The sequence below is a fragment of the Rhodanobacter sp. AS-Z3 genome, assembly GCF_029224025.1.
GTDB lineage: Bacteria > Pseudomonadota > Gammaproteobacteria > Xanthomonadales > Rhodanobacteraceae > Rhodanobacter.
On sequence record NZ_CP119392.1, the window covers coordinates 3,922,478 to 3,943,099 of the forward strand.

Annotated in this window: 20 protein-coding genes and 1 tRNA gene; 5 read left to right on the forward strand and 16 right to left on the reverse strand. The window is 62.6% G+C overall.

Features of this window, described 5'->3' with window-relative positions; all coding sequences use genetic code 11:
- Positions 1-9: 9 nt before the first annotated feature.
- Both PY254_RS17480 and PY254_RS17485 read right to left on the reverse strand, forming a co-directional pair.
- Positions 10-1,500 (reverse strand): peptide MFS transporter, encoded by a 1,491-nt coding sequence (locus PY254_RS17480; RefSeq protein ID WP_281013331.1) that lies wholly within the window; start codon positions 1,498-1,500, stop codon positions 10-12.
- 121 nt (positions 1,501-1,621) lie between these two features.
- Positions 1,622-2,470 (reverse strand): tryptophan 2,3-dioxygenase, encoded by an 849-nt coding sequence (locus PY254_RS17485; protein WP_281013332.1) that lies wholly within the window; start codon positions 2,468-2,470, stop codon positions 1,622-1,624.
- A gap of 315 nt (positions 2,471-2,785) precedes the next feature.
- Between PY254_RS17485 and pdhA the strand changes: the two genes are divergently transcribed.
- The 3 genes from pdhA (at position 2,786) to PY254_RS17500 (ending at position 6,312) form a co-directional block, all read left to right on the forward strand.
- Positions 2,786-3,871, forward strand: a complete 1,086-nt coding sequence (gene pdhA / locus PY254_RS17490; protein WP_281013333.1) for a pyruvate dehydrogenase (acetyl-transferring) E1 component subunit alpha — start codon at positions 2,786-2,788, stop codon at positions 3,869-3,871.
- Positions 3,872-3,874: 3 nt separating this feature from the next.
- Entirely contained in the window at positions 3,875-4,855 is a 981-nt protein-coding gene (locus PY254_RS17495) for an alpha-ketoacid dehydrogenase subunit beta (protein ID WP_281013334.1), read from the forward strand.
- Between the two features lie 98 nt (positions 4,856-4,953).
- Positions 4,954-6,312 (forward strand): dihydrolipoamide acetyltransferase family protein, encoded by a 1,359-nt coding sequence (locus PY254_RS17500; RefSeq protein WP_281013335.1) that lies wholly within the window; start codon positions 4,954-4,956, stop codon positions 6,310-6,312.
- Between the two features lie 163 nt (positions 6,313-6,475).
- On the opposite strand, the gene PY254_RS17505 is transcribed toward PY254_RS17500, so the two are convergent.
- The 12 genes from PY254_RS17505 to PY254_RS17560 form a co-directional block, all read right to left on the reverse strand.
- Entirely contained in the window at positions 6,476-7,120 is a 645-nt protein-coding gene (locus PY254_RS17505; RefSeq protein ID WP_281013336.1) for a DUF6348 family protein, read from the reverse strand.
- Positions 7,120-7,641, reverse strand: coding sequence for a M48 metallopeptidase family protein (locus tag PY254_RS17510; RefSeq protein WP_281013337.1), 522 nt, complete (start codon positions 7,639-7,641; stop codon positions 7,120-7,122). The genes PY254_RS17505 and PY254_RS17510 overlap by 1 nt, the downstream gene beginning before the upstream one ends.
- 55 nt (positions 7,642-7,696) lie before the next feature.
- Positions 7,697-9,979, reverse strand: coding sequence for a DUF5916 domain-containing protein (locus PY254_RS17515; RefSeq protein ID WP_281013338.1), 2,283 nt, complete (start codon positions 9,977-9,979; stop codon positions 7,697-7,699).
- Between the two features lie 96 nt (positions 9,980-10,075).
- Positions 10,076-10,399, reverse strand: a complete 324-nt coding sequence (locus PY254_RS17520) for a hypothetical protein (protein WP_281015266.1) — start codon at positions 10,397-10,399, stop codon at positions 10,076-10,078.
- A 35-nt stretch (positions 10,400-10,434) separates the two neighbouring features.
- Complete coding sequence (locus PY254_RS17525) at positions 10,435-11,799, reverse strand: tryptophan--tRNA ligase (protein ID WP_281013339.1); 1,365 nt, start codon at positions 11,797-11,799, stop codon at positions 10,435-10,437.
- A 92-nt stretch (positions 11,800-11,891) separates the two neighbouring features.
- Positions 11,892-12,806, reverse strand: coding sequence for an arginase (gene rocF, locus PY254_RS17530; RefSeq protein ID WP_281013340.1), 915 nt, complete (start codon positions 12,804-12,806; stop codon positions 11,892-11,894).
- Between the two features lie 300 nt (positions 12,807-13,106).
- The gene (locus PY254_RS17535; RefSeq protein WP_281013341.1) at positions 13,107-13,565 is read right to left on the reverse strand and encodes a DUF3617 domain-containing protein; all 459 of its coding nucleotides are present in this window, start codon (positions 13,563-13,565) and stop codon (positions 13,107-13,109) included.
- A 580-nt stretch (positions 13,566-14,145) separates the two neighbouring features.
- Positions 14,146-14,385, reverse strand: coding sequence for a hypothetical protein (locus PY254_RS17540; protein ID WP_281013342.1), 240 nt, complete (start codon positions 14,383-14,385; stop codon positions 14,146-14,148).
- 266 nt (positions 14,386-14,651) lie between these two features.
- Positions 14,652-14,727: transfer RNA gene (locus PY254_RS17545), tRNA-Thr, on the reverse strand.
- Positions 14,728-14,767: 40 nt separating this feature from the next.
- On the reverse strand, positions 14,768-15,424 hold the full coding sequence (locus PY254_RS17550) for an SPOR domain-containing protein (protein WP_281013343.1): 657 nt from the start codon (positions 15,422-15,424) through the stop codon (positions 14,768-14,770).
- Positions 15,425-15,470: 46 nt separating this feature from the next.
- Positions 15,471-16,211 carry a type III pantothenate kinase gene (locus tag PY254_RS17555; RefSeq protein ID WP_281013344.1) on the reverse strand — a complete coding sequence of 247 codons (741 nt, stop codon included), beginning with the start codon at positions 16,209-16,211 and terminating at the stop codon, positions 15,471-15,473.
- Positions 16,208-17,197 carry a biotin--[acetyl-CoA-carboxylase] ligase gene (locus PY254_RS17560; protein WP_281013345.1) on the reverse strand — a complete coding sequence of 330 codons (990 nt, stop codon included), beginning with the start codon at positions 17,195-17,197 and terminating at the stop codon, positions 16,208-16,210. Before PY254_RS17560 ends, PY254_RS17555 begins: the two co-directional genes overlap by 4 nt.
- Before the next feature lie 216 nt (positions 17,198-17,413).
- Between PY254_RS17560 and PY254_RS17565 the strand changes: the two genes are divergently transcribed.
- Together PY254_RS17565 and PY254_RS17570 are read left to right on the forward strand one after the other, a co-directional pair.
- Positions 17,414-17,731: a hypothetical protein gene (locus PY254_RS17565; RefSeq protein WP_281013346.1), complete on the forward strand. Its 318-nt coding sequence runs from the start codon at positions 17,414-17,416 to the stop codon at positions 17,729-17,731.
- Positions 17,732-17,742: 11 nt separating this feature from the next.
- Positions 17,743-18,510 carry a M90 family metallopeptidase gene (locus PY254_RS17570; protein ID WP_281013347.1) on the forward strand — a complete coding sequence of 256 codons (768 nt, stop codon included), beginning with the start codon at positions 17,743-17,745 and terminating at the stop codon, positions 18,508-18,510.
- A 31-nt stretch (positions 18,511-18,541) separates the two neighbouring features.
- Here the strand turns inward: PY254_RS17570 and PY254_RS17575 are convergent, their stop codons facing one another.
- Both PY254_RS17575 and PY254_RS17580 read right to left on the reverse strand, forming a co-directional pair.
- Positions 18,542-19,963 carry an ATP-binding protein gene (locus PY254_RS17575; RefSeq protein WP_281015268.1) on the reverse strand — a complete coding sequence of 474 codons (1,422 nt, stop codon included), beginning with the start codon at positions 19,961-19,963 and terminating at the stop codon, positions 18,542-18,544.
- Complete coding sequence (locus PY254_RS17580) at positions 19,929-20,621, reverse strand: response regulator transcription factor (protein ID WP_099654730.1); 693 nt, start codon at positions 20,619-20,621, stop codon at positions 19,929-19,931. Before PY254_RS17580 ends, PY254_RS17575 begins: the two co-directional genes overlap by 35 nt.
- Between the last annotated feature and the right edge of the window lies 1 nt (position 20,622).

Here is a 20,622-nt window from a genome sequence, read left to right on the forward strand (position 1 = left end):
TTTGTCGCTTCACTTCACCCCGTGCATCAGCTTGGCAATCAACGGAGCGATCAGGAACAACAGCACGCCACCGCCGGCCAGAATCCAGAAGCCGATGGTGTAACCGTGCAGCGCCGAGCCGGTAGTCATGCCGCCGGTGCCGCTGATCAAGCCCGCGAAAATGCCCGAAATATTGTTGCCGATGCCGGTGGACAGGAACCAGCCACCCATGCCAAAGCCGACCAGTCGCGCCGGCGCCAGCTTGGTCACCATCGACAGGCCAATCGGCGACAGACACAACTCGCCCACCGACTGCAGCACATAGACCATCACCAGGGTCCAGAACGGAATCTTGCCCGCATCGCTGACCAACTGTGACAGCGCAAACCACAACAGCATGAAGGCCAGGCCGTTGAAGATCAGGCCCAGACCGAACTTGCGCGGGATCGACGGATTCGCCCGTCCCAGCCGCACCCAGACCCAGGCCAGGATCGGCGCGAACACGATGATCGCCACCGAGTTGACCGACTGGAACCACGCCGTGGGGAATTCCCAGCCACCCAGGTTGCGATCGACGATCTTGTCCGCGAGGAAGGTGAACGAGCTGCCGGCCTGTTCGAAGAAGCACCAGAACAGCACGTTGAACACGAAGATGATCAACATGGCGATCACCCGGTCACGCGCCACCGCGCCATCACGAATGCCCTCGACCAGCAGCAGCACCGAAAGCGCCACAAACAGCAACCCCAGTGGCCATGCCAATGCCTCGGCACCCAGCGACAGCAGGAAGTAAAAGCCGGGGATCGCCGCCAGGGCGCCGACCACCACCATCGCCATGCGCGCGTTGCTGGCACTGGCCGGCGGCAGGCCGATAGCGCCGAGCTGGCGACGACCAAACCAGAACCACACAAAACTCAGCAACATGCCGATGCCGGAGGCGATGAACACATATTTGTACGCCGGCATCGCAGTCGTGCCGAACACGCGATTGGCCAGTACGCCGGTAAGCAGCGGGGCCACCATCGCACCCAGGTTGATGCCCATGTAGAAAATGGTGAAGCCCGAATCGCGGCGCTCGTCCGCGGCAGCGTAAAGCTTTCCCACCATGGTCGAGATGATCGGTTTGAACAGTCCGTTACCGGCGATCACCGTGGCCAGACCCAGCATGAAGATCTGCTGATTCGGCCAGGCAATCATGAACAGGCCGGCAGACATGATTACCGCGCCAAGCAGGATCGATCGCTGGTAACCGATGATCTTGTCTGCAACGTAGCCGCCAAAAATCGCCGCCGCGTAGACCAGCGCCAGATAGGCCCCGTAAGTGAAGCCGGCCGACTGCTCACCGGTGGGGCTGCCACCGTAAAACTCGGACACGATGTACAACACCAGTGCCCAGCGGATGCCGTAGAACGCAAAGCGCTCCCAGAACTCCGTCATGAACAGCATCCACAGCGGGCGCGGATGCCCCATGGTCTGTGGAAAATCAGGCCCCGGCGTGGCCGCGGTCGTGCTGGTATTCATGCATTTCCCCTGGTGATGTCGATCGGTACGCCACGCACCGATCGAATTTCATGATCAACAAGCGAAAGATGTAACCGGCCTGCACTGACGCGTCAAATGCGCCGCAGCATCGGCAAGCCGATCAGCTGCCCAATACCGTGCGCACATCCAGCAACTCGGGGAAGAACTCCAGATCGAGTGCCTTTTTCAGGAAGCTCACCCCCGAAGATCCGCCAGTGCCACGCCGATGACCGATGATCCGCTCCACCGTCTTCATGTGGCGAAAGCGCCATAACTGGAAACTTTCCTCTACATCCACCAGCTGTTCGCACATGTGGTACTCGGGCCAGAACTCAGCGCGCTGCTCATAGATGCGCTTGAGTACCGGCAACAACGCCTCATTGCGGTGATACGCCTGGGTCCAGTCGCGCTCGATCAGTTCGGCCGGCACGGCATGACCACGGCGCACCAGATAACGCAGGAACTCGTCGTACAGGCTGGGCGCTTCCAGCACCGCGCGCAGCTCGGCCTGTGCCGAGGGATCGTGCGCGAACACCTTGAGCATGTCGGCATTCTTGTTGCCAAGCAGGAATTCGATCTGGCGATATTGCAACGACTGGAAGCCCGACGACGGCCCCAGCACGCCGCGAAATTCGAGGTATTCCGACGGCGTCAGTGTTTCCAGCACCGCCCACTGCTCGAACAACTGGCGCTGCACCTGCTTCACCCGCGCCAGAATCTTCAGACAGGAGTCGATGTCGTCGGCCTGCAAGTGCACCACCGCCGCCTTCAACTCGTGGATCAGCAACTTCATCCACAATTCGGAGACATGGTGCTGCACGATGAACAGCATCTCGTCGTGATGCGGTGGCTGGCTCAACGGCTGCTGCGCCGACAGCAGGGTATCCAGGTGCAGGTAGCCGCCGTAGGTGATCTGACCGTTGAGATCAGTCTGGATGCCGGCTTCAAGATCGCGCTGGTTATCGCTCATGCTGGTCCGTCAGGGGAGTTGAAGACCGTCATGGTAACGGCTGCGGCGTGGGCCGCCCCTGATCCGCGACAAGAGTCGCGTTCATGTTTGCCGCGCCGACCCGAAAAGCCAGTTGCTGCAAGGGTTCAAGGCGGCACAAAGCTGTGCAGACGCGCCTTTCCATACGCACCGGAATGCTGCGCCGTACCTTGCGACGCAACATGTCTGCCTGTTATCAAGAGCGGTCTTGTTCGGTCGTTTGTGTGTTGCCGAGTCCACTCAGTAGCACGCGATCGACCCGGTTTCCCCCTGTTTCCCTAAACCCCGGAGCGAGTCGTGACCATCGCCGCCAAGTTTGAAATCGAATACCTGCAATACCTCGATGCCGAGGGCAAGCAAGTCCGTGACGATCTGCCCGAGTTTGCCAACGACCTCGAGCATATGGTCAAGCTGTACAAGCTGATGATGTCCACACGCATCTTCGACGCCAAGTCGATCGCGTTGCAGCGCACCGGCAAGCTGGGCACCTACGCCAGCTGTCTGGGCCACGAGGCCGCTCACGTCGGCATTGGCAGCGCCATGCGACCGGAAGACGTCTACGCGCCGAGCTATCGCGAGTACGGCGCGCAGCTGTATCGCGGCGTGCAGCCACGCGAGGTCTACCTGTACTGGGGCGGCGACGAGCGCGGCAACGACTACCAGAACGAACCGGCGCGGCATGACTTCGCCTGGTCGGTGCCGATTGCCACGCAGTGCCTGCATGCCGCCGGTACCGCGCTGGCATTCAAGATCCGCGGCGAAAAGCGTGTGGCCGTGTGCACCATCGGTGACGGCGGCTCATCCAAGGGCGACTTCTACGGCGCCATCAACATCGCCGGCGCGCAGAACCTGCCGCTGGTGGCGGTGATCGTCAACAACCAGTGGGCGATTTCGGTGCCGCGCAAGATCCAGTCCGGTGCACCGACGCTGGCACAGAAGGGTATTGCTGCCGGGTTGTTCTCGATCCAGGTCGACGGCAACGACATCATCGCCGTGCGCAAGGCGATGGAAGACGCACTGGACCGCGCACGCAATGGCGACGGTGGCAGCGTGCTGGAACTGGTCACTTATCGTCTGGGCGACCACACCACCGCCGATGATGCGCGCCGCTACCGCGGCGAGCAGGAAGTGAAGGACGGTTGGGCCAAAGAGCCGATGGTGCGCTTGCGCAACTGGCTGGTGGCCAAGGGCGTGTGGGATGACGCGAAGGAAGAAGCCTGGAAGCTCGAGTGCGACGACTGGATGGACAACGAGGTGAACGCCTACCTCGAAACCAAGACGCAGCCGGTCACGGCGATGTTCGATTACATCTTCGCCGAAGTCCCCGCCGATCTCGCCAAGCAGCGTGATTACGTCCTCTCGCTTGAACAGAAGGGTCATTGAGTCATGGCACAAATCACTCTCATCGAAGCCGTCACCCAGGCACTCGCCTATGAAATGGCCCACGACGACAGCGTCGTCGTGCTGGGCGAAGACGTTGGCGTCAACGGCGGCGTGTTCCGCGCCACCCAGGGCCTGCAGGAAAAGTTCGGCGAACTGCGCGTGCTCGACACGCCGCTGGACGAAACCACGATTGCCGGCGTCACCGTCGGTCTGGCCGTGGCCGGCATGAAGCCGGTCGCCGAGGCACAGTTCGAAGGGTTCATCTACCCGATGATGGAACAGATCGCCTGCCACGCCGCCCGCATGCGCAACCGCACCCGCGGCCGGTTGACCGTGCCGGCGGTATGGCGCGCGCCATGGGGCGGTGGTATCCGCGCACCGGAGCATCATTCCGAAGCGAATGAACACCTGTTCACCAACATCCCCGGCTTGCGCGTGGTGATGCCGTCGTCGCCGGCACGCGCCTACGGCCTGCTGCTGGCCGCCATCCGCGATCCCGATCCGGTGATGTTCTTCGAACCCAAGCGCATCTATCGCCAGTACAAGGAAGAGGTGCCGGATGACGGCGAAGCCTTGCCGCTGGACGTCTGCTTCGTGCTGCGCGACGGCACCGATGTGACCCTGGTCAGCTGGGGCGCGCAGGTCAAGGAAGCCCTGGAAGCCGCCGATGAACTGGCCGAACAGGGCATCAGCGCCGAGGTGATCGACGTGGCCACGCTGACCCCGCTGGACTTCGACACCATCGCCGAATCGGTGCAGAAAACCGGCCGCTGCGTGATCGTGCACGAAGCGCCGAAGACCGCCGGTTTCGGTGCGGAAATCGCTGCGCGGCTGGCCGAGGAATGCATGTACGACCTGCTCGCCCCGGTCGAGCGAGTCACCGGTTTCGACACGCACATCCCGCTGTTCCGCCTGGAAATGAAATACCTGCCAAGCGTGGAGCGCGTCGTCGACGCCGCCAAGCGCACCTTGGCGGTCAGCTGATCTGGCTTGGGAACGGGGCACAGGGAACGGGGAACATGAAGTCCTCGCGAACCCAACCCGTTCCCTGTTCCCTGTTCCCCATTCCCGGATAAAAACCCATGGCTGATATCAAGACGTTCTACCTGCCCGACCTCGGCGAAGGCCTGCCCGACGCCACCGTCGTCGAATGGCACGTGAAGGTGGGCGACAGCATCAAGCTCGACGCACCGCTGTGCTCGATGGAGACCGCCAAGGCCGTCGTCGACGTGCCCTCGCCGTACACCGGCAAGGTCACCAAGCTGCATGGCGCACCCGGTGACATCATCGAGACCGGCGCTGCACTGGCCGAGTTCGAACCGGATCCGAACGCCAAGCAGCGCGCCGAGTCACAAGACACCGGTCACCAGCATGGCTCGAAGAAGACCGAAGCCGCGCCAGCACCCGCTCCCGCCGCTGCAGCGGCCGATCGTGCCGACGAGGGCACCGTGGTGGGTGCGATGGTCAGTGGCAACACCGTGCATGTCGAGCAGGCGGCCAGCATCGGCGGCGTGAAAGCCGTGCCCGCAGTGCGTGCACTGGCCAAAAAGCTGAAGATCGACCTGACCCGCGTGCGCCCCAGCGGCGCCGACGGCGTGGTCACCATGAAGGACGTCAAGGACGCCGCCGCGAATGGTTCGGCCGCACTGGGCGCCGCCCCGGCGCGTGAGGTACCTGCTTCCGCCGGCCGTCATCTCGCCCCGGAATTGCCGCAGCCCGGACAGGCCCCACAAGGTCAGCAGCGTTCACCGACCTCGCTAGCCGGCAAGCCGGTGCGCACCGCGTCGCCGTCGCAGACCGCGAGCGGCCAGCCGGAGCAGCTCAAGGGCGTGCGTCGCAACATGGCCCGGGTGATGGCCGACGCCCACGCGCAAATCGTGCCGACCACCCTGGTCGACGACGCCGACCTGCACGCCTGGATCGGCAAGCAGGACATCACCGCCCGCCTAATTCGCGCCATCGTCGCCGCCTGCAAGGCCGTGCCGGCGTTGAACGCCTGGTTCGACGGCAAGAACCTGACCCGCACCATGCATCCGCAAGTGGACATCGGCATCGCTGTGGACACCGACGACGGCCTGTTCGTGCCGGCGCTGCGCAATGCCGACATGCTCGACGCCGCCGGCATCCGCACCGCGATCAAGCGCCTGCGTACGCAGGTGGAAGACCGCACGATTCCCGCCTCCGAACTGTCAGGCCACACCATCAGCCTGAGCAACTTCGGCATGTTCGCCGGTCGTTACGCCACACCGGTGGTGGTACCGCCGACCGTCGCCATCGTCGGCGCCGGCAAGCTCGGTCACGACGTGGTCGCCGTGATGGGCGGCATCGAAGTGCATCGCCGCATGCCGATCAGCCTGACCTTCGATCACCGCGCCGCCACCGGCGGTGAAGCGGCGCGCTTCCTCAAGGCGCTGCTGGACGATCTGGGTCTGCCTAACTAAGCAAGCAAGCAGCAGAAAACAAACAGGGCGCCTCCGGGCGCCCTGTTTGCTTTTGCACTCTTAGGACGCGGCTCGCCATGGGTCTTGATGCCTCGCCAAAGAGCGGGCGGACAGTGCGCGCCCTACAAAGCCGCACCACCGCACGACGTTGCGTAGATACCGCTCAGTAATCGCGCACGTCCAGCAGCATGAAACAGCGGGCACTGTAGTCGCCACCACGCGGCCAGGCCACTTCATTCAACGCCAGCGTCCCCGCGGTCCACAGTTCATTGTCGAGCAGCGCCTCGCAAAGCGAATCGCCATGCTCGGCATGGCTATGCACCAGCCGTAGCCAGTGCAACTCGGGCGTGAGCGCCTCGCGTTTCAGCGCCGCTTCGATCGCCGCCAGCGCATCGGCCGGCATATCGGAAATATCCGCACCACGCACGCTGAACGGACCGATGAACACGTCCCAGGTGCGCACGCCAATCTCCCACGCGGTGATCTGCATGCGGCGATCGTCGGTGACATACCAGCACGCAGCCAGCACCAGGTGAAACACGTTCTGCTCGAAGGTCTGCAATGCATCGCGACAACCGGCCTCACCACCACCGAAGCCGGCGAAGCTTTCCTCGATGCGACGCTCCTCGCCCAGCACCACGTCGACATCCAGCCGACCGGGCTCGCCTGCAACACCTTCATGCCACTCGGCACGGATCGCGGGAAAGTCGCCGTCGGTGACCAGCCAGCCGTCTTCATCGGCTTCCAGTTCCACGTCATGCCGCTCGAACAACCGCAGCAAGTATTTCTGTAGCGCCGCACTATCCATCATGATTCCTGCGAAGTGGTGTTGTCGGTCGACGGCAATTCGCGCCAGGTCAGGTACACGCGCAAGTCGAATTCCAGCTGGTGGTAGTCCGGCAGCATGTACGTGCACAACTGGTAGAACGCCTTGTTGTGGTCCATCTCTTTCAGGTGCGCCAGTTCGTGCACCACGATCATCTGCAGGAATTCGGGCGCGGCGGCCTTGAATAGACTGGCCACACGAATTTCCTTTTTCGCCTTCAGCTTGCCGCCCTGCACGCGCGAAATGGCGGTATGCAGACCGAGCGCATTGCGCAACACATCGAGCTTGCTGTCGTACAACACCTTGTCGATGCCGGGTGCATTCTTCAGGTGCTCCTGCTTGAGCGAAGCCACGTATGCGTAAAGCGCCTTGTCACTTTGCACGTCGTGACGATCGGGGTAGCGCTTGGCCAAATGCTCGCCCAGACGTTGCTGCGCGATCAAATCGCGCACCTTGTCCTGCAGCATGGCGGGGTAAGCCTGGAGGTATTTGAGCGGAAGCATGCCGGCTATTCTCGCATTGCCTCGCCGCGCCTGCGTGATCGCACGCTGGCAACTGCTACATATCGAAGCGGTAACTCAACTTGACCAGCAATTGTTCGTCATCGCGCAGCGCGAAACTGTTGCCGAATGCATCGGCCGTGTTGCGCGCATAGCCGTCCAGCGCATAACCACCGCGGCCATAAACCACATACAGGTACGACAGCGGCGCCAGTTCGTAGCGGTAACGGATCTGCAGACCCAGGTTGCGTACGCTGAAGTCCTCAACCGGATCATTGCTAGCCATCGCGCGCCCGTTGGTATCGACGCGATAGCCGCCGCGAACGCGCGCGTCCAGCCCGATCGCCTGCAACTTCACACGCAATTCCTGGCGGTTGTCGATGGCCCAGTCGAAACCCGCGTCCAGCTGCAAGGTGTGTTCGTCGAAGCGACCGATCAGGTTGTCGTGCTGCCACACCAGCCAGTCCGGCAGGTGCTCGTAGTAAGGGCCGGCATAGACGCTGAACGCATCGCTGATGAAGTAGGTGGGAATGAACTTGATGTCGTAGCCGGGCTGGCGGTTGCCACCAAGCCCACCGCTGACGAGTTCCGCCTCAAGCTTGAACGCCCAGTCGCCATGGCGCGGACTGACCCGTTCATAGCCCAGTTGGAAGCTGGGTGGCAGAAACAGTGCACCGTTGCCACGGGTAAGCAGATCATCCCAGCCCGCGCTGTTGACGTTGAGCTGCAGTTTTTCGTTAGCTCCGTTGCGCAAGCCACTGTTGCGACTGATGCGCAACTGGCGACGCAGTGGCAGGCCGTGGTCATTGTCCAAGGCGTCAATGCTGAAGCGCCATTCCTTGGAGCTGTAAGCAGAGTCAGCCGGCAACGCGGTGTATTGCTTGCGCACTTCCCAATGCGCGCAATTGAGACTGTTGCGATCGAGATAGCCGAAATCATTGATCTGCAACTGGTCACCGAAATGCATGCCCAGCCATTGCTGGCGCCAGCCGCCACCCATCACGTAATCGGCGATGATGGTGCCGCCGCTACCGCGCGTGTGCGTGCCCGACTGCACGATATCGCTGCCCACCACGTTGGTGGCTATGGTCAGTCGGGAAGTGGGTTGCCAGTGATCATCGACGCCGAAGACCGTAGCCTCGCGGTCCAGCCATGGCCGGTCGACTCGGGTGAGCAACAGGCCAAGGCTTTGATCACCAAAATCGTGCGTCACGCGCGCGGCGCCAAAGAAACGTCCCGCCTCGCCATCTTCGTCGGCGGCCAGCAAACCATAGCTGGTCGTGCCGAAACTGCCATTGAGCTTGAGCGCGGCGTTGATGCTGGCCGCACCGTAACCGTCGTCCGAGGGACCGCCGACGCGCCGGGTGTAGATCAGTTGACTGTTGTCGTTGAGCAGGCTGAAATCGAAAATTCCCTGGTTCTCGGTGAAGAACGGTCGCTTGTCACTGACATAGGTTTCGGTAGCACCGAAGTTGACCACCAGGTCGTCGCTTTCCACCTGGCCAAAATCCGGATTCAGCGCGGCAGTGAGCTGGAATTGTCCGTTCGGTTTCCACAGCAGGTCGGCACCAGCCTGACCGTGGCTGCGACCGCGCACGTTGTCGTAAAGGCCGGACGCGTAAGGTGTGATGGCAAGCAACGACTGGCTGTATGACGGCACCTCGACCTTGCTGAACGCCGAGACGAAGCGTGGCAGGGTGAAACTGGCTACCGGCCAGGCCACGCGTTCGCCGGTTGAACCGGTAACCCGGTCGAGGTAGATACCCAGCGTACGTTTGCCCTCCCGGGCCACGTGCATCGGCGCGATATACCAGGGAATCAGAATCTCCACGTTCCAGCCGGTCGCATCCTCGCTGACCGCGTGTTTCCAGTTGCCGTCCCAATCCTTGTTGAACTGGACCTCGTTGGTGATCACCGCGTCGTTGATGCCATCGGTGGAGCTGACCACAAAGTCGTAACCGGTACGGCCGTCGCCGTTGAAGTCGACCATCACATTGACGCGATCAACCTGGTCGTCGAAGTCACGCTGCACACGCTGATGCGTGCGTGGCACGTCGGCCGGTTGGTCACAGTGAAACGCCACGGCCAAGCCTTCCGGCGTGGCAAGTATCCACGCTTCGGTGTGCAGCGAACCCGGCTTGCCGCTGAGCGGCTGCACCTGGCGAAAATCCGTGATGTGCCGGGCACCTTTCCATTCGTCCGGGTGGATATGACCGTCGATATCGACGGCCAGCGCGGGCATCGATAGCGCAGACAAGGTGAACAACAGCAGGCATGCCATGCGCATGTCGGGAACTTCCAAGGCATACGGCGCAGGATTGCGCCAGGGCAGACGACGCACGCGTCACCCGGGATAGATGCACAGCATGCCGTGAACGTTTAAATCACTCGACCGCCATTGGTCACACCGTGACTTGTGGCAGGTGGCCACCATCCATCAGCGACGACGGCCCCACAGCACATGCCGCAGCCAGATCGCCGGAATCAACACGGCGGTAAAGGCGGCGTAGCCGTACAACGCCGGCAGCACCTGCTGCCAGATCGCGCCGCTGGCACGACCGAAGCCATCGACACTGGGCAGGTCAACCCGGTCAAAACCGATCACGGCACACTGCGCCGCGGCCAGCATGGCCAGCAACACCACCAGCACATCGAAGACCCGTCGCGCAGTCACTCGAGGCAGGCTTTTCGGGTACGCCCAATAGCCCCAGCACAAAATCAGCAACCACGGGCTCAACAACAGGATGGCCAGATATCGCATCACGCATGCATTCCGTCAGACAGGCTGGTCACAGGTCAATCCTGTGCAGCCAATTGATCCAGCGCATCGCGCAATGTCTGCAAAGCCTCATTGCGTGCCTGCTCGTCGCGGTAGTCCGGAGTAGTGGCCACCGCCTCACCCTCCAATTCCAGCGTCATGCCTTGGGACTGAACCTGCAGCACGGCCGCGGTGGCACCGAGTGTCTTGATCTGCTTTTGCAACGCACCGGCGGCCTTCGGGTCGGCAAAGGATTTTGACAGCAGCAGCTCCTCGCCCTCAGCGGAAAACAGGCGGAAGCGGAAACTGCCATCGGCGTCGCGGAAGCTGGCAAAGCGAGCGCCCTTGCCTTGCTTCGCCGGCGCCTTCGATGAAGCTGTCGACATCGCTGCGGTATGCATCGTGCGCAAGCCCAACACTTCCCGCAATGAGGCAAGCTTCGGCGTGGCAACCGCACGCGCCTTTTGCGCCCCCTGCTGCAGAATTTTCTCGATTGCGGCCGGGTCTGCCATCAGCGCCTCGTAACGCTCACGCATCGGTGCCACATCGGTTTCAACACGCTCGTACAACACCTGCTTCGCCTCACCCCAGCCAAGACCCTCAAGCAGAGCCTGACGAAACGCTGCGGTCTCGATGTCCGTGGCGAACGCGCGGAAGATGGTGAACAGCGCGCAGTCGTCCGGGTTCTTCGGCTCGCCCGGCAAACGCGAGTCGGTAACAATGCGCATGATGGTTTCGCGCAACTGCTTCTTGCCGCCGGCGAACAGCGGAATGGTGTTGTCGTAACTCTTCGACATCTTGCGTCCATCAAGACCGGGCAGCGTGGCCACCTGCTCCTCGATCAACGCTTCGGGCAGCACGAAGAACTCGTGCCCGTGCAGATGATTGAAACGCTGACCCAGATCCCGCGCCATCTCGATGTGCTGGATCTGGTCACGCCCCACCGGCACCTGATGCGCGTCGAATGCGAGGATGTCGGCGGCCATCAACACCGGATACATGTACAGCCCGGCAGTAACTCCGGCATCGACGTCTTCGCCGGCGGCCGTATTTTTGTCCACCGCCGCCTTGTACGCATGCGCGCGATTCAACATGCCTTTCGACGCAATGCACGTAAGAAACCAGGTCAGCTCGGGAATTTCCGGAACATCGGACTGGCGATAGAAGGTCACCCTGGCCGGATCGAGTCCCGCCGCCAGCCACGTGGCGGCGATTTCCAGCCGCGAGCGCTCGATGCGCGCCGCATCGTCGCTCTTGATCAGCGCGTGGTAGTCGGCCATGAAGTAGAACGCATCCACATCGTCGCGCTGGCTGGCCGCCACCGCGGGGCGGATGGCGCCGACGTAATTGCCAAGATGCGGGGTGCCGGTGGTGGTGATGCCAGTAAGAACTCGGGTATTCATGCTGCGTCGCGCAAGTAAAAAGCCAGTCTACGACATCCGGCAAATCGGCTCGACCACTCAACGCGGCAAGCGGGCGGCGCGCGTGAACTTGCTCAGCGAATCAGCGTGGACTTTCCGAACAGTGACTCGACCAGATCAACGGCCAGCTTGGCGGTCGAATTGCGCTTGTCGAACGCCGGATTCAGCTCGACGATGTCCAGAGACGCCATCCGACCGCTGTCGGCGATCATTTCCATACACAACTGCGCCTCGCGGTAATCCGGGCCACCGCGCACGGTGGTTCCTACGCCAGGGGCAATACTCGGGTCGAGGAAGTCGACGTCAAAGCTCACGTGCAGATGGGTGTTTTCGTCCATGTCAGCCAGAGCTTTTTCCATCACGCCCTTCATGCCGATCTCGTCGATGTGGCGCATGTCGTGCACCTGCATGTTGGCGCCGCGAACCAGTCGTTTCTCACCCTCGTCGACCGAGCGAATACCGATGTAGCGAAAAACGTCCGGCGTGGTTGCCGGTGTGCTTCCGCCGATGCTGGTGAGTTCCGCGGGGCCCGTGCCGCACAGGCAGGCCACCGGCATGCCGTGGATGTTGCCGGTAGGCGTGGCCTCAGCCGTGTTGAAGTCGGTGTGTGCATCGAGCCACAGCACGCGTAGTTTTTTGCCCTGTTCGCGGCAATAACGCGCTACTGCCGAGACAGAACCGATCGCCAGGCAATGATCTCCACCCAGCATGATCGGCAAGTAACCTTCCTGAAGCTCCTGATGGAAAGCGGTATGCACCGCCTCATTCCAGGCCGCCACTTCGCCAAGATGGCGATAACCCTGCACGGGCGGCAGCCAGGGATTGAGCGGTCCTTGCAGATTGCCGCGATCAATCACGGTCAAGCCGCGACGCTCCAGTCGACTGGCCAGATTGGCCACACGCAGCGCCTCCGGACCCATCGCGGCACCGCGATGACCGGCACCGATATCGGTCGGCACACCCAACAGGGAAATGGTTTTTTTGCTCATGGATTGTTTGTTCCTGCGTGCTTTCTGGCAACTGCACCGCTACTTCGGCGCACGCCGTTGATGTCGGCAAGGCGGGCAATGAACAGGCAGGTAGGCGCTGTTCTGCAGAGCTGCCGCGGGAGAGATCTTCGCGACAAAAGCGATCCGCCATGTCCTTTCAGTCTACCGGAATGACCAACCTGCCGCTGCCGCCTGACTCGAAAGCCCGCCCCACACGCAGCGTTGCAGGCGGGGCGCGTGCAATAGGCAGCGATTGCTGGAGGCAGCAGACGCGGCTCAAGTGCGGCAGCGTCGCCCAGTTCAGTGCGCCGGTCGGCTCGCGGTGTAATCGCAGCTGCCGGTGCGCTGACCTGCATAGGTCATGTCCATCACCATGCTATGGCCATTGCGGTTGCTGTTGGCGTGGAAATGGCCGTGGATATCGCCACTGGGCAGCAATTCAAACTGAGCGTCCCCGCTCATGCTTGGCGGGTTGCCGCCGCAAACCACGTGATAGCTGACCGTGTTACCGGTCTGCGTATAGTTGCTCACCACGCAGGCTTTTTGCTGTTGCAGCATGGCCCGCATGTCGTGATCCTTGGAGGTGCAAACGTCCTTGGTCACCGTGCGCGCCGGCATGTCACCCATACCCGGCATCTGCATTTTCATGGTGATCGCCATTTTCATCATGTTGCCGGAGCCCGACTGCGCCGCAGCCGACGTCGCCAGCAAGCCCATCACGCAAAGACCGCAAAACCGCACCATCGAAAAGGTGACCATTGGCACTCTCCGGCTTGCTGCTGAAAGAATCACACCACGACGGATGCGGAAAACCCGAAAGCCTGCAGCCTTCCTTGCCAGCCACTCAATGCACATTCGCAACGCAACCAGGGCCGGAAGGCCCTGATTGCGTGACTGTATCGATGGCGAGCGCTCATTCCCGACTTCCCAGCCCCCGCCTGAGGAAATCTCAATGCCCGGCAGATCACCCCGGGATCAATGTTCCACCTGACGACCTCGCTCCAGTTCATCCTCGCGACGTGATCGCGCGGGTGAACACCAGCTCACCAAGTCATTGCCTTCGCGCGCCACCAGCAACCGATGACGAACGCCCTGCGTACCCGATTCTGTAAGCATCCCTGCAAACTGCAACACCCCGCGCCAAAAGGCGGAGTATGCGATTAGCGTTTGCATGCATTTTCCCCGAACTGCCCCCGTGCAGTGTCGGCTTAAATCCTAGCAAGGTTTCGCCTCGCGCGCATTTTGCGACTGCAGCATTCACGCCTGCGGGCGGGAAGGCTCCCTGCGCTGCACCAACAGCAACGGCGCAGCCAGCACGCAGGTTTTCGCGACAGGCATTTCAGGCGGCAGCACGACGCACCGCCGATGAGCAGGCGTGCTGAAGTAGCGAAATGGTGAAGCCGGCGCAGGCCATTTCGACACTCACGGCATTTCCGGAATTGGCATATTCCTCACGGGCCAAGCCGCGAGCCAATCGCACTGCGTGTGCAAAGCGTAGCTTGTCGTATAACACCGCCTCACCCGTGCAGATGCACCACAGGCCGTGACGGGCTTCCTTGATGGTCAACACAATTCGCATCGCCCCACCCTCGTTCGGGGAACCGGACCCAAGCAGTCATTTCCCACTGAGGGAAAATGGCGGTGCACTTCCGGCAAGGCAGCAGTTTGCGCAACGTCGCAACCAACGTATGTCGGCCCGCGCCTACGAAGGCTGTGCGTAGCGACCGCCGCCGAGCAGCCCGATACGCCTCGGAGTGCCTAACCGCTGCCCCGCCCATTGTTCTCGCCTGGCGCGCATCAACGACAAAGGCCGCCCCGAAGGGCAGCCTAAGTGATTGTTTTTCTTGGTGCCGGCACCAGGAGTCGAACCCGGGACCTACTGATTACAAATCAGTTGCTCTACCAACTGAGCTATGCCGGCGAAGGTTGGGGATTCTAGCAGGCTGTGCTGCCCAGTGCGCTCAAAAGCAGCCGGTGCTGTGTGCACCAATACCGCTGGCTGTGACCCGGCTGCGCCAGTCGAACTTTCCGACATCGGCAACCACCAGGTCGAGCCAGTATTCCGGCACCGTCTCGCTACGCTCGGTCAGCCGCGGATCGAAACCTGCTGCAGCCACCTCATCGCGACGCTTGCGCGCATTGGCCGGGTCCTTGAACAGGCCCAGCGAGATGGTATTGGATTGGTCGCCGGAATTGACCACGAAGTAGTCGTTGATATTCCGCGCAGACAGCCGCCTAGCCACTTCCAGCGCCTTGGCGCGATTGGCAGCCGCCGGCAGATAGACCCACCAGCCACTGGCCTGACTAGTCTGCTCCTGGCGCGCACGCATCCGGGTGGCCTGGCCAGCCAGTGCCTGACGCGCGTTGCGCAGGTCCTGCGGGGTGGCAAACGGGCCCAGCGCAACGCAGCTGGAGTTGAGGTTCGCCGGCTGCGTGAGCGCAGCGCCCGCATTCGCCAGCGCGCGCGTGGCAGTCGGCATCTCCGACAACAGACGCAACTCGGTCACCCCCGGATCGGTGGGCAAACCGCCATGCGCATAAGGTTGCCCCAGCAGCAACCACGCGCCCACGGCAATATTGAGTGCAGTCAACAATACGAACAGCAGACGCAGGAACATCCAGCCTCCATCAACAACCTCGTTTCCGACCAGACACGTGGGCGGATCATTGCGTATCGGCCCAGATCGCCAGCCCGCGCAGGACGGCATCGTGGCTGAGCCGGCCCGGCTGCGACAGCAGTGGCAGCAAGCTCGCCGCATCGCCACCGCCAAGCACTACCTCGGGTACGGTACCAAGTCGCACGGTCATGCGTGAAGCAAAACGATCCACCAGCGCGGCGGCGGCCTGCCAGCAGCCCGATGCCACCGCGTCTGCGGTGTTGTCGGCCAGCTCCACCACCTGACCGGAATCCAGCGGACTTATTCGCGCAGTGGCATCGAACAGCGACTGCTGCATCAGTTGCGGACCTGGCGCGATCAGACCGCCGAGGTGCTGGCCGTCAGCGGCGAGCGCGTCCAGCGTCAACGCCGTACCGACACCGACCAGCACGCAAGGCAGATGACTCGCTGCGCGTGCCGCCACCATCACCAGAAAGCGATCCACACCAAGCCGCTGCGGTTCGGCATACGCATTGCGTACGCCACAGGCCTGCGCGGGCGTGCGCATCCAGATCACCGGCAGACCGAAAAGCCGCAAGGCCAGCGCAGTCACCTGCCCCTCGCGCGTAGCGTCGACGACCGACGCGGCGATCACCTGCAGCGGCCGGGGCAGCTCGGCCCATCCCGCTTCCAGTGCCGGCTCCAGATTCTCGCGCCAATCCAGCGCGCCCTGCTTCAACCAACCATCAGACGCCGTTTGCCATGCCCACTTCAGGCGCGTATTGCCGAGATCGAGCAAGAGTCTCACGCGCGGCGCACCGTAACATCGGCACTGTCGACCTGGCGCAGGCTGCCGTCAGCAAGGCGCACCCGCAATGCGCCGCGGGCATCAACACCGGCGCCAACGGCGTGAAACGTCTCCAGCGCACCACTCAGATGCAGCGGCTGGTCGCGCAACAAGTCGTGTCGGGCGTAGTCCGCACTGAACGCAGCAAAACCTGCCCGTTCGAATTCGCCCAGCCCCTCGATCAGGGCGACAATCACTGCTGCCGCCACCTGATTGCGATTTGGCGGCGTGCCGCCGGCAAGTCCGGCCAGATCGGCCACCGATTGGCCAGCCTGCTCACATAACGCCGGGGTCAGGCGCAAGTTGAGACCGATCCCGATGATGGCCGCGCAAGGTCCCTGATATTCACCGCTCAGCTCAATCAGAATGCCACCCAGCTTGCCGGCAGGCTGGCCATGACCGACGACCAGCACATCGTTCGGCCATTTCAGCCCGGCGCCGTCGATGCCCAGGCTTTCCAGCGCGCGCAGCACGATCACCCCGACAGCCAGCGACAACCCGGTCAGCGCGGCAAAACCCGCCTCGAAACGCTTCAGGCAGGACAGATAGATATTCAGACCCGGCGGCGACAACCATTGCCGGCCACGACGACCACGTCCGGCATGCTGCGTCTCGGCGAGCACCATGCTGAAGTCCGCCGCCGCCGCCCCACGACGCTGCAATTCGGTGGAGGTGGAGTCGAGTTCCCAGTGCACCTCCAGCGCGCCCACGGAAGGCAGCAGGGCTTCCGGCATGTGTGCCCGGATGTGCGCCGCGTCCAGCATTTGCAGGGGCCACGGCAGGCAATAGCCGGCCGCGCCACGTGCCTCGATCGGCACACCGCGAGCGCGCAGGAGCTCGATCTGTTTCCAGATCGCCGCGCGAGTCACTCCGGACTGAGCCGCCAGAGTTGCGCCAGACAACGGCTCACCGGCGGCCAGCAGCGCAAGCAATCGTGCCGGCTGCATCAGCACATTCCTGCAAGGGCTGACGCCTGCTGCCAGGGAAATGGATCAAAGCGGTGATGAGACAGGTTGAGCATCCCGGGATTCTATCCCGGTCGACCAAGCCGACGCGGATCGCATGCCGATTTTGTGCCCTCGACCACAACCCAAGCACTGGCATGACCAGGGTATTTCTGAGACGATCCGGGTCTTCGCTGCGGGTCAGGGAGTTTGATCGCCATGCGTGCCGCTAATTGGTTGATGGGTTGCGCCTTGTGCATTGCCGGGATCGGCGGTGTCAGTGCGGCAAGCGTGGACTCTCAGGATCTCGACCATTCGTCGCGGACCCTGGTGGACAGCGCCTCTACTCACGACAGCAACACCAGCAGTGGCGGCGACGCCGCCGGCCTGGGTCGCGATTGCCCAAGCTCGGGCAGCGACAACGCAGGGACGACGTCGAACAGCAGCAGTCACTCTGGTGGTTCTTCGTCCGCGCCGACGCCGTCCCGCCGGCCCCATCTGGGCTGGCAATCCCTGCTGCCTGGATCAATCCAGTAAGCCCCGGCGTCATGCCGGGACGTTGGTTGCAGTCGCTACGGGCGCGTTTCGAACCCGCGCCGATTGCCGATCCGCTCTGGCGTCGCGCCTTGCTAGCCTGTGCCTTGGCACGCCGGCTTGACTCCGAACGACAGCAACAGTTACGTCGCTTGTCTGCGCTGTTCCTCGCACGCAAACGCTTCCATGCGCTGGCTGGCGCCGTTCTGGATGATTACTGGCGTCTGCTGATCGCGATGCAGGCCTGTCTGCCAGCCTTGCAGCAGGGCGCCAGCAGCTTGCGTGGCTGGCACGAGGTGTTGATTTATCCGGGCGAATTCAAGGTGCGCCGCAGCCATCACGACGACCGCCTCGGGGTCACCACGGACGGCGAAGACACTCACGTCAGTGACGCCTGGGAACGCGGTCCGCTGGTGCTGTCACTGGCCGACGTACAACTGGACCTGGAACAACCCTGGGATGGCTACAACGTTGTCCTGCATGAGATGGCACACAAGCTCGACATGCTCGACGGACCACCCGACGGTGTACCGCCGCTGGTGGAAATTCCGCGGCGGCGCTGGATCGAGCAATTCCAGCTCGCCTACGCACGGCTGGTGGCGATGCCGGCGGACTGTTGTGACAGCCCGATCGACCATTACGCCACCGAGAGTATCGCCGAGTATTTCGCCGTAGTCAGCGAGATGCACTACTCGCGACCGTCACTGCTGCGCGAAGCCGAACCCGCCATCGCGGATCTGCTGCAGGCCTACTACGGCCCTTCGCCAGCCCAGGACAACTAGCCGGCGCGGCCTCGTGACGCCGCCAATCGGCTCAGGTTGCCGCCAGGTTCACGCTGAAACGCGCGCCACCGAATTCCGGTGAGCGATCCACCACCAGCTCACCCTGATAGGCGTGCACGATGTCCTGCACGATGGACAAGCCGATGCCGTGGCCCTGCACGCGCTCGTCGCCACGCACACCACGCTGCAGCACTTTCTCGATCTTGTCCTCGGCAATGCCGGGGCCATCGTCTTCCACGCTGAGCAACATGCCTGCGCGCTGCCGGCCGGTTTCATGGTGCATCCGTACCACCAGCAATACGCGGTGACCGGCCCACTTGAACGCGTTCTCCAGCAGGTTGCCCATCAGCTCCAGCAGGTCACCCTGCTCACCGTAGAACACCGCGCCGTCTTCGATATCGAATTCGCACAATACGTTCTTGGCCGCGTAGACCTTTTCCAGGCCCTGCACCAGATCCTCGGCGTGGCCGGCGATCGGCACCGCGCTGGCAAACGTCTGCCGGCCCGAGGTGGCCGCACGCGACAACTGATAGGCGACCAGTTCATTCATGCGCCGCACCTGGTCGAGCACAGTGCTGCGTCGGGCCGCGTCATCGTCACCCGTCGCCGCCTCCAGTTGCGAACGGATCACCGCCAGTGGCGTCTTCAGGCTGTGCGCCAGATCAGCCAGCGTGTGGCGATAACGTGTGCGCTGTTCGCGCTCGTTGGTGATGAAGGCGTTGATGCGCTCGGTCAGGCCGGTCAGCTCCAGCGGATACTGGCTATCCAGTTGCTCGCTGTCGCCGCGCTCGACGCGACTCATGTCGCTGGCCACCTTGCGCAGCGGCGTCAGGCTCCAGCGCAGCAGCAACAGCTGCAGCACGATCAGCATCACGCCGAGAATCGACAGCCAGATCACCAGCGTGTGCCGGAACACCGCGCTCTCGCCCTCAAGCTGATCCTCGGTCTGCGCCACCATCACGGTGAGCCGCACGGATTTCTTGTCCAGCGTGTCGAAGGCCACGCCGTAGCTGTAGTAATACAGCCGCCCCATGCGTGTCTCGATCGGGCCGACAAACTGGCTCTGTCCCGGCTCCAGCGGTTTCAGGAAAGTGAAATCCCGACCAATCGCCGAGGAAGATTCCCAGTGGTAACCGTTGTCACCCAGTGCCACCGCGTACAGGCCCGATCCGGGACGGGAAAAATTCGGGTTGGGTGCGGTTTCCGGTGGCAGCAACTTGCCATACCGGTTGACGTCGGTATTGGTGATATAGGCAATCGCAAAATTTTCCAGCCGGTCCTGCAGGCTGCGCAGCGCGCGCGCCTGATTGGTCTGGGTGAGGGTCAGCCCGACCAGGCCGAGAAAGCCCGCGAGCACGAAACTGGTGGCGATCGCCGCACGCGCTGCCAGAGACAGCGGACCGTGCGACGACCCACGCTCATTCGTCGTCGCCGTCGGTGCGCGGGATGGCAAAGCGGTATCCGCGTCCACGTACCGTCTCGATGGGTTTGAGGGTGCCTTCCGGATCAAGCTTGCGCCGCAACCGGCCAATGAACACTTCGAGCACGTTGGAATCGCGGTCGAAATCCTGCTGATAAATGTGTTCGGTGAGGTCGGCCTTGGAGACCAGTTCGCCCGCATGCAGCATCAGGTATTCCAGCACCTTGTACTCGTAGCTGGTGAGGTCAACCAGCTTGCCTTCCACCGTCACCGTCTGCGCGGTGGTGTCGAGCTTGATCATGCCGCAGGCCAGGATCGGCTTGGACCAGCCACTGGCTCGACGCACCAGCGCGTTGATTCGCGCCAACAGCTCCTCGACGTGGAACGGCTTGACCAGATAATCGTCGGCACCGTGCTTCAGGCCTTCGACCTTGTCCTGCCAGCTGCCACGCGCGGTCAGAATCAGGATCGGATAACGCTGCCCAGCCTCGCGCAGCGCCTTGACCAGATCCATGCCGGACATCTTGGGCAGGCCCAGGTCAATGATCGCCAGATCGAACGGCACTTCACGACCGAGGTAGATGCCTTCCTCACCATCCTGCGCTGCATCGACGGCAAAACCGTCCCGCTTCAGGCGTGCCGCCAGCGTCTCGCGCAACGGGGCCTCGTCCTCTACCAACAGGATGCGCATA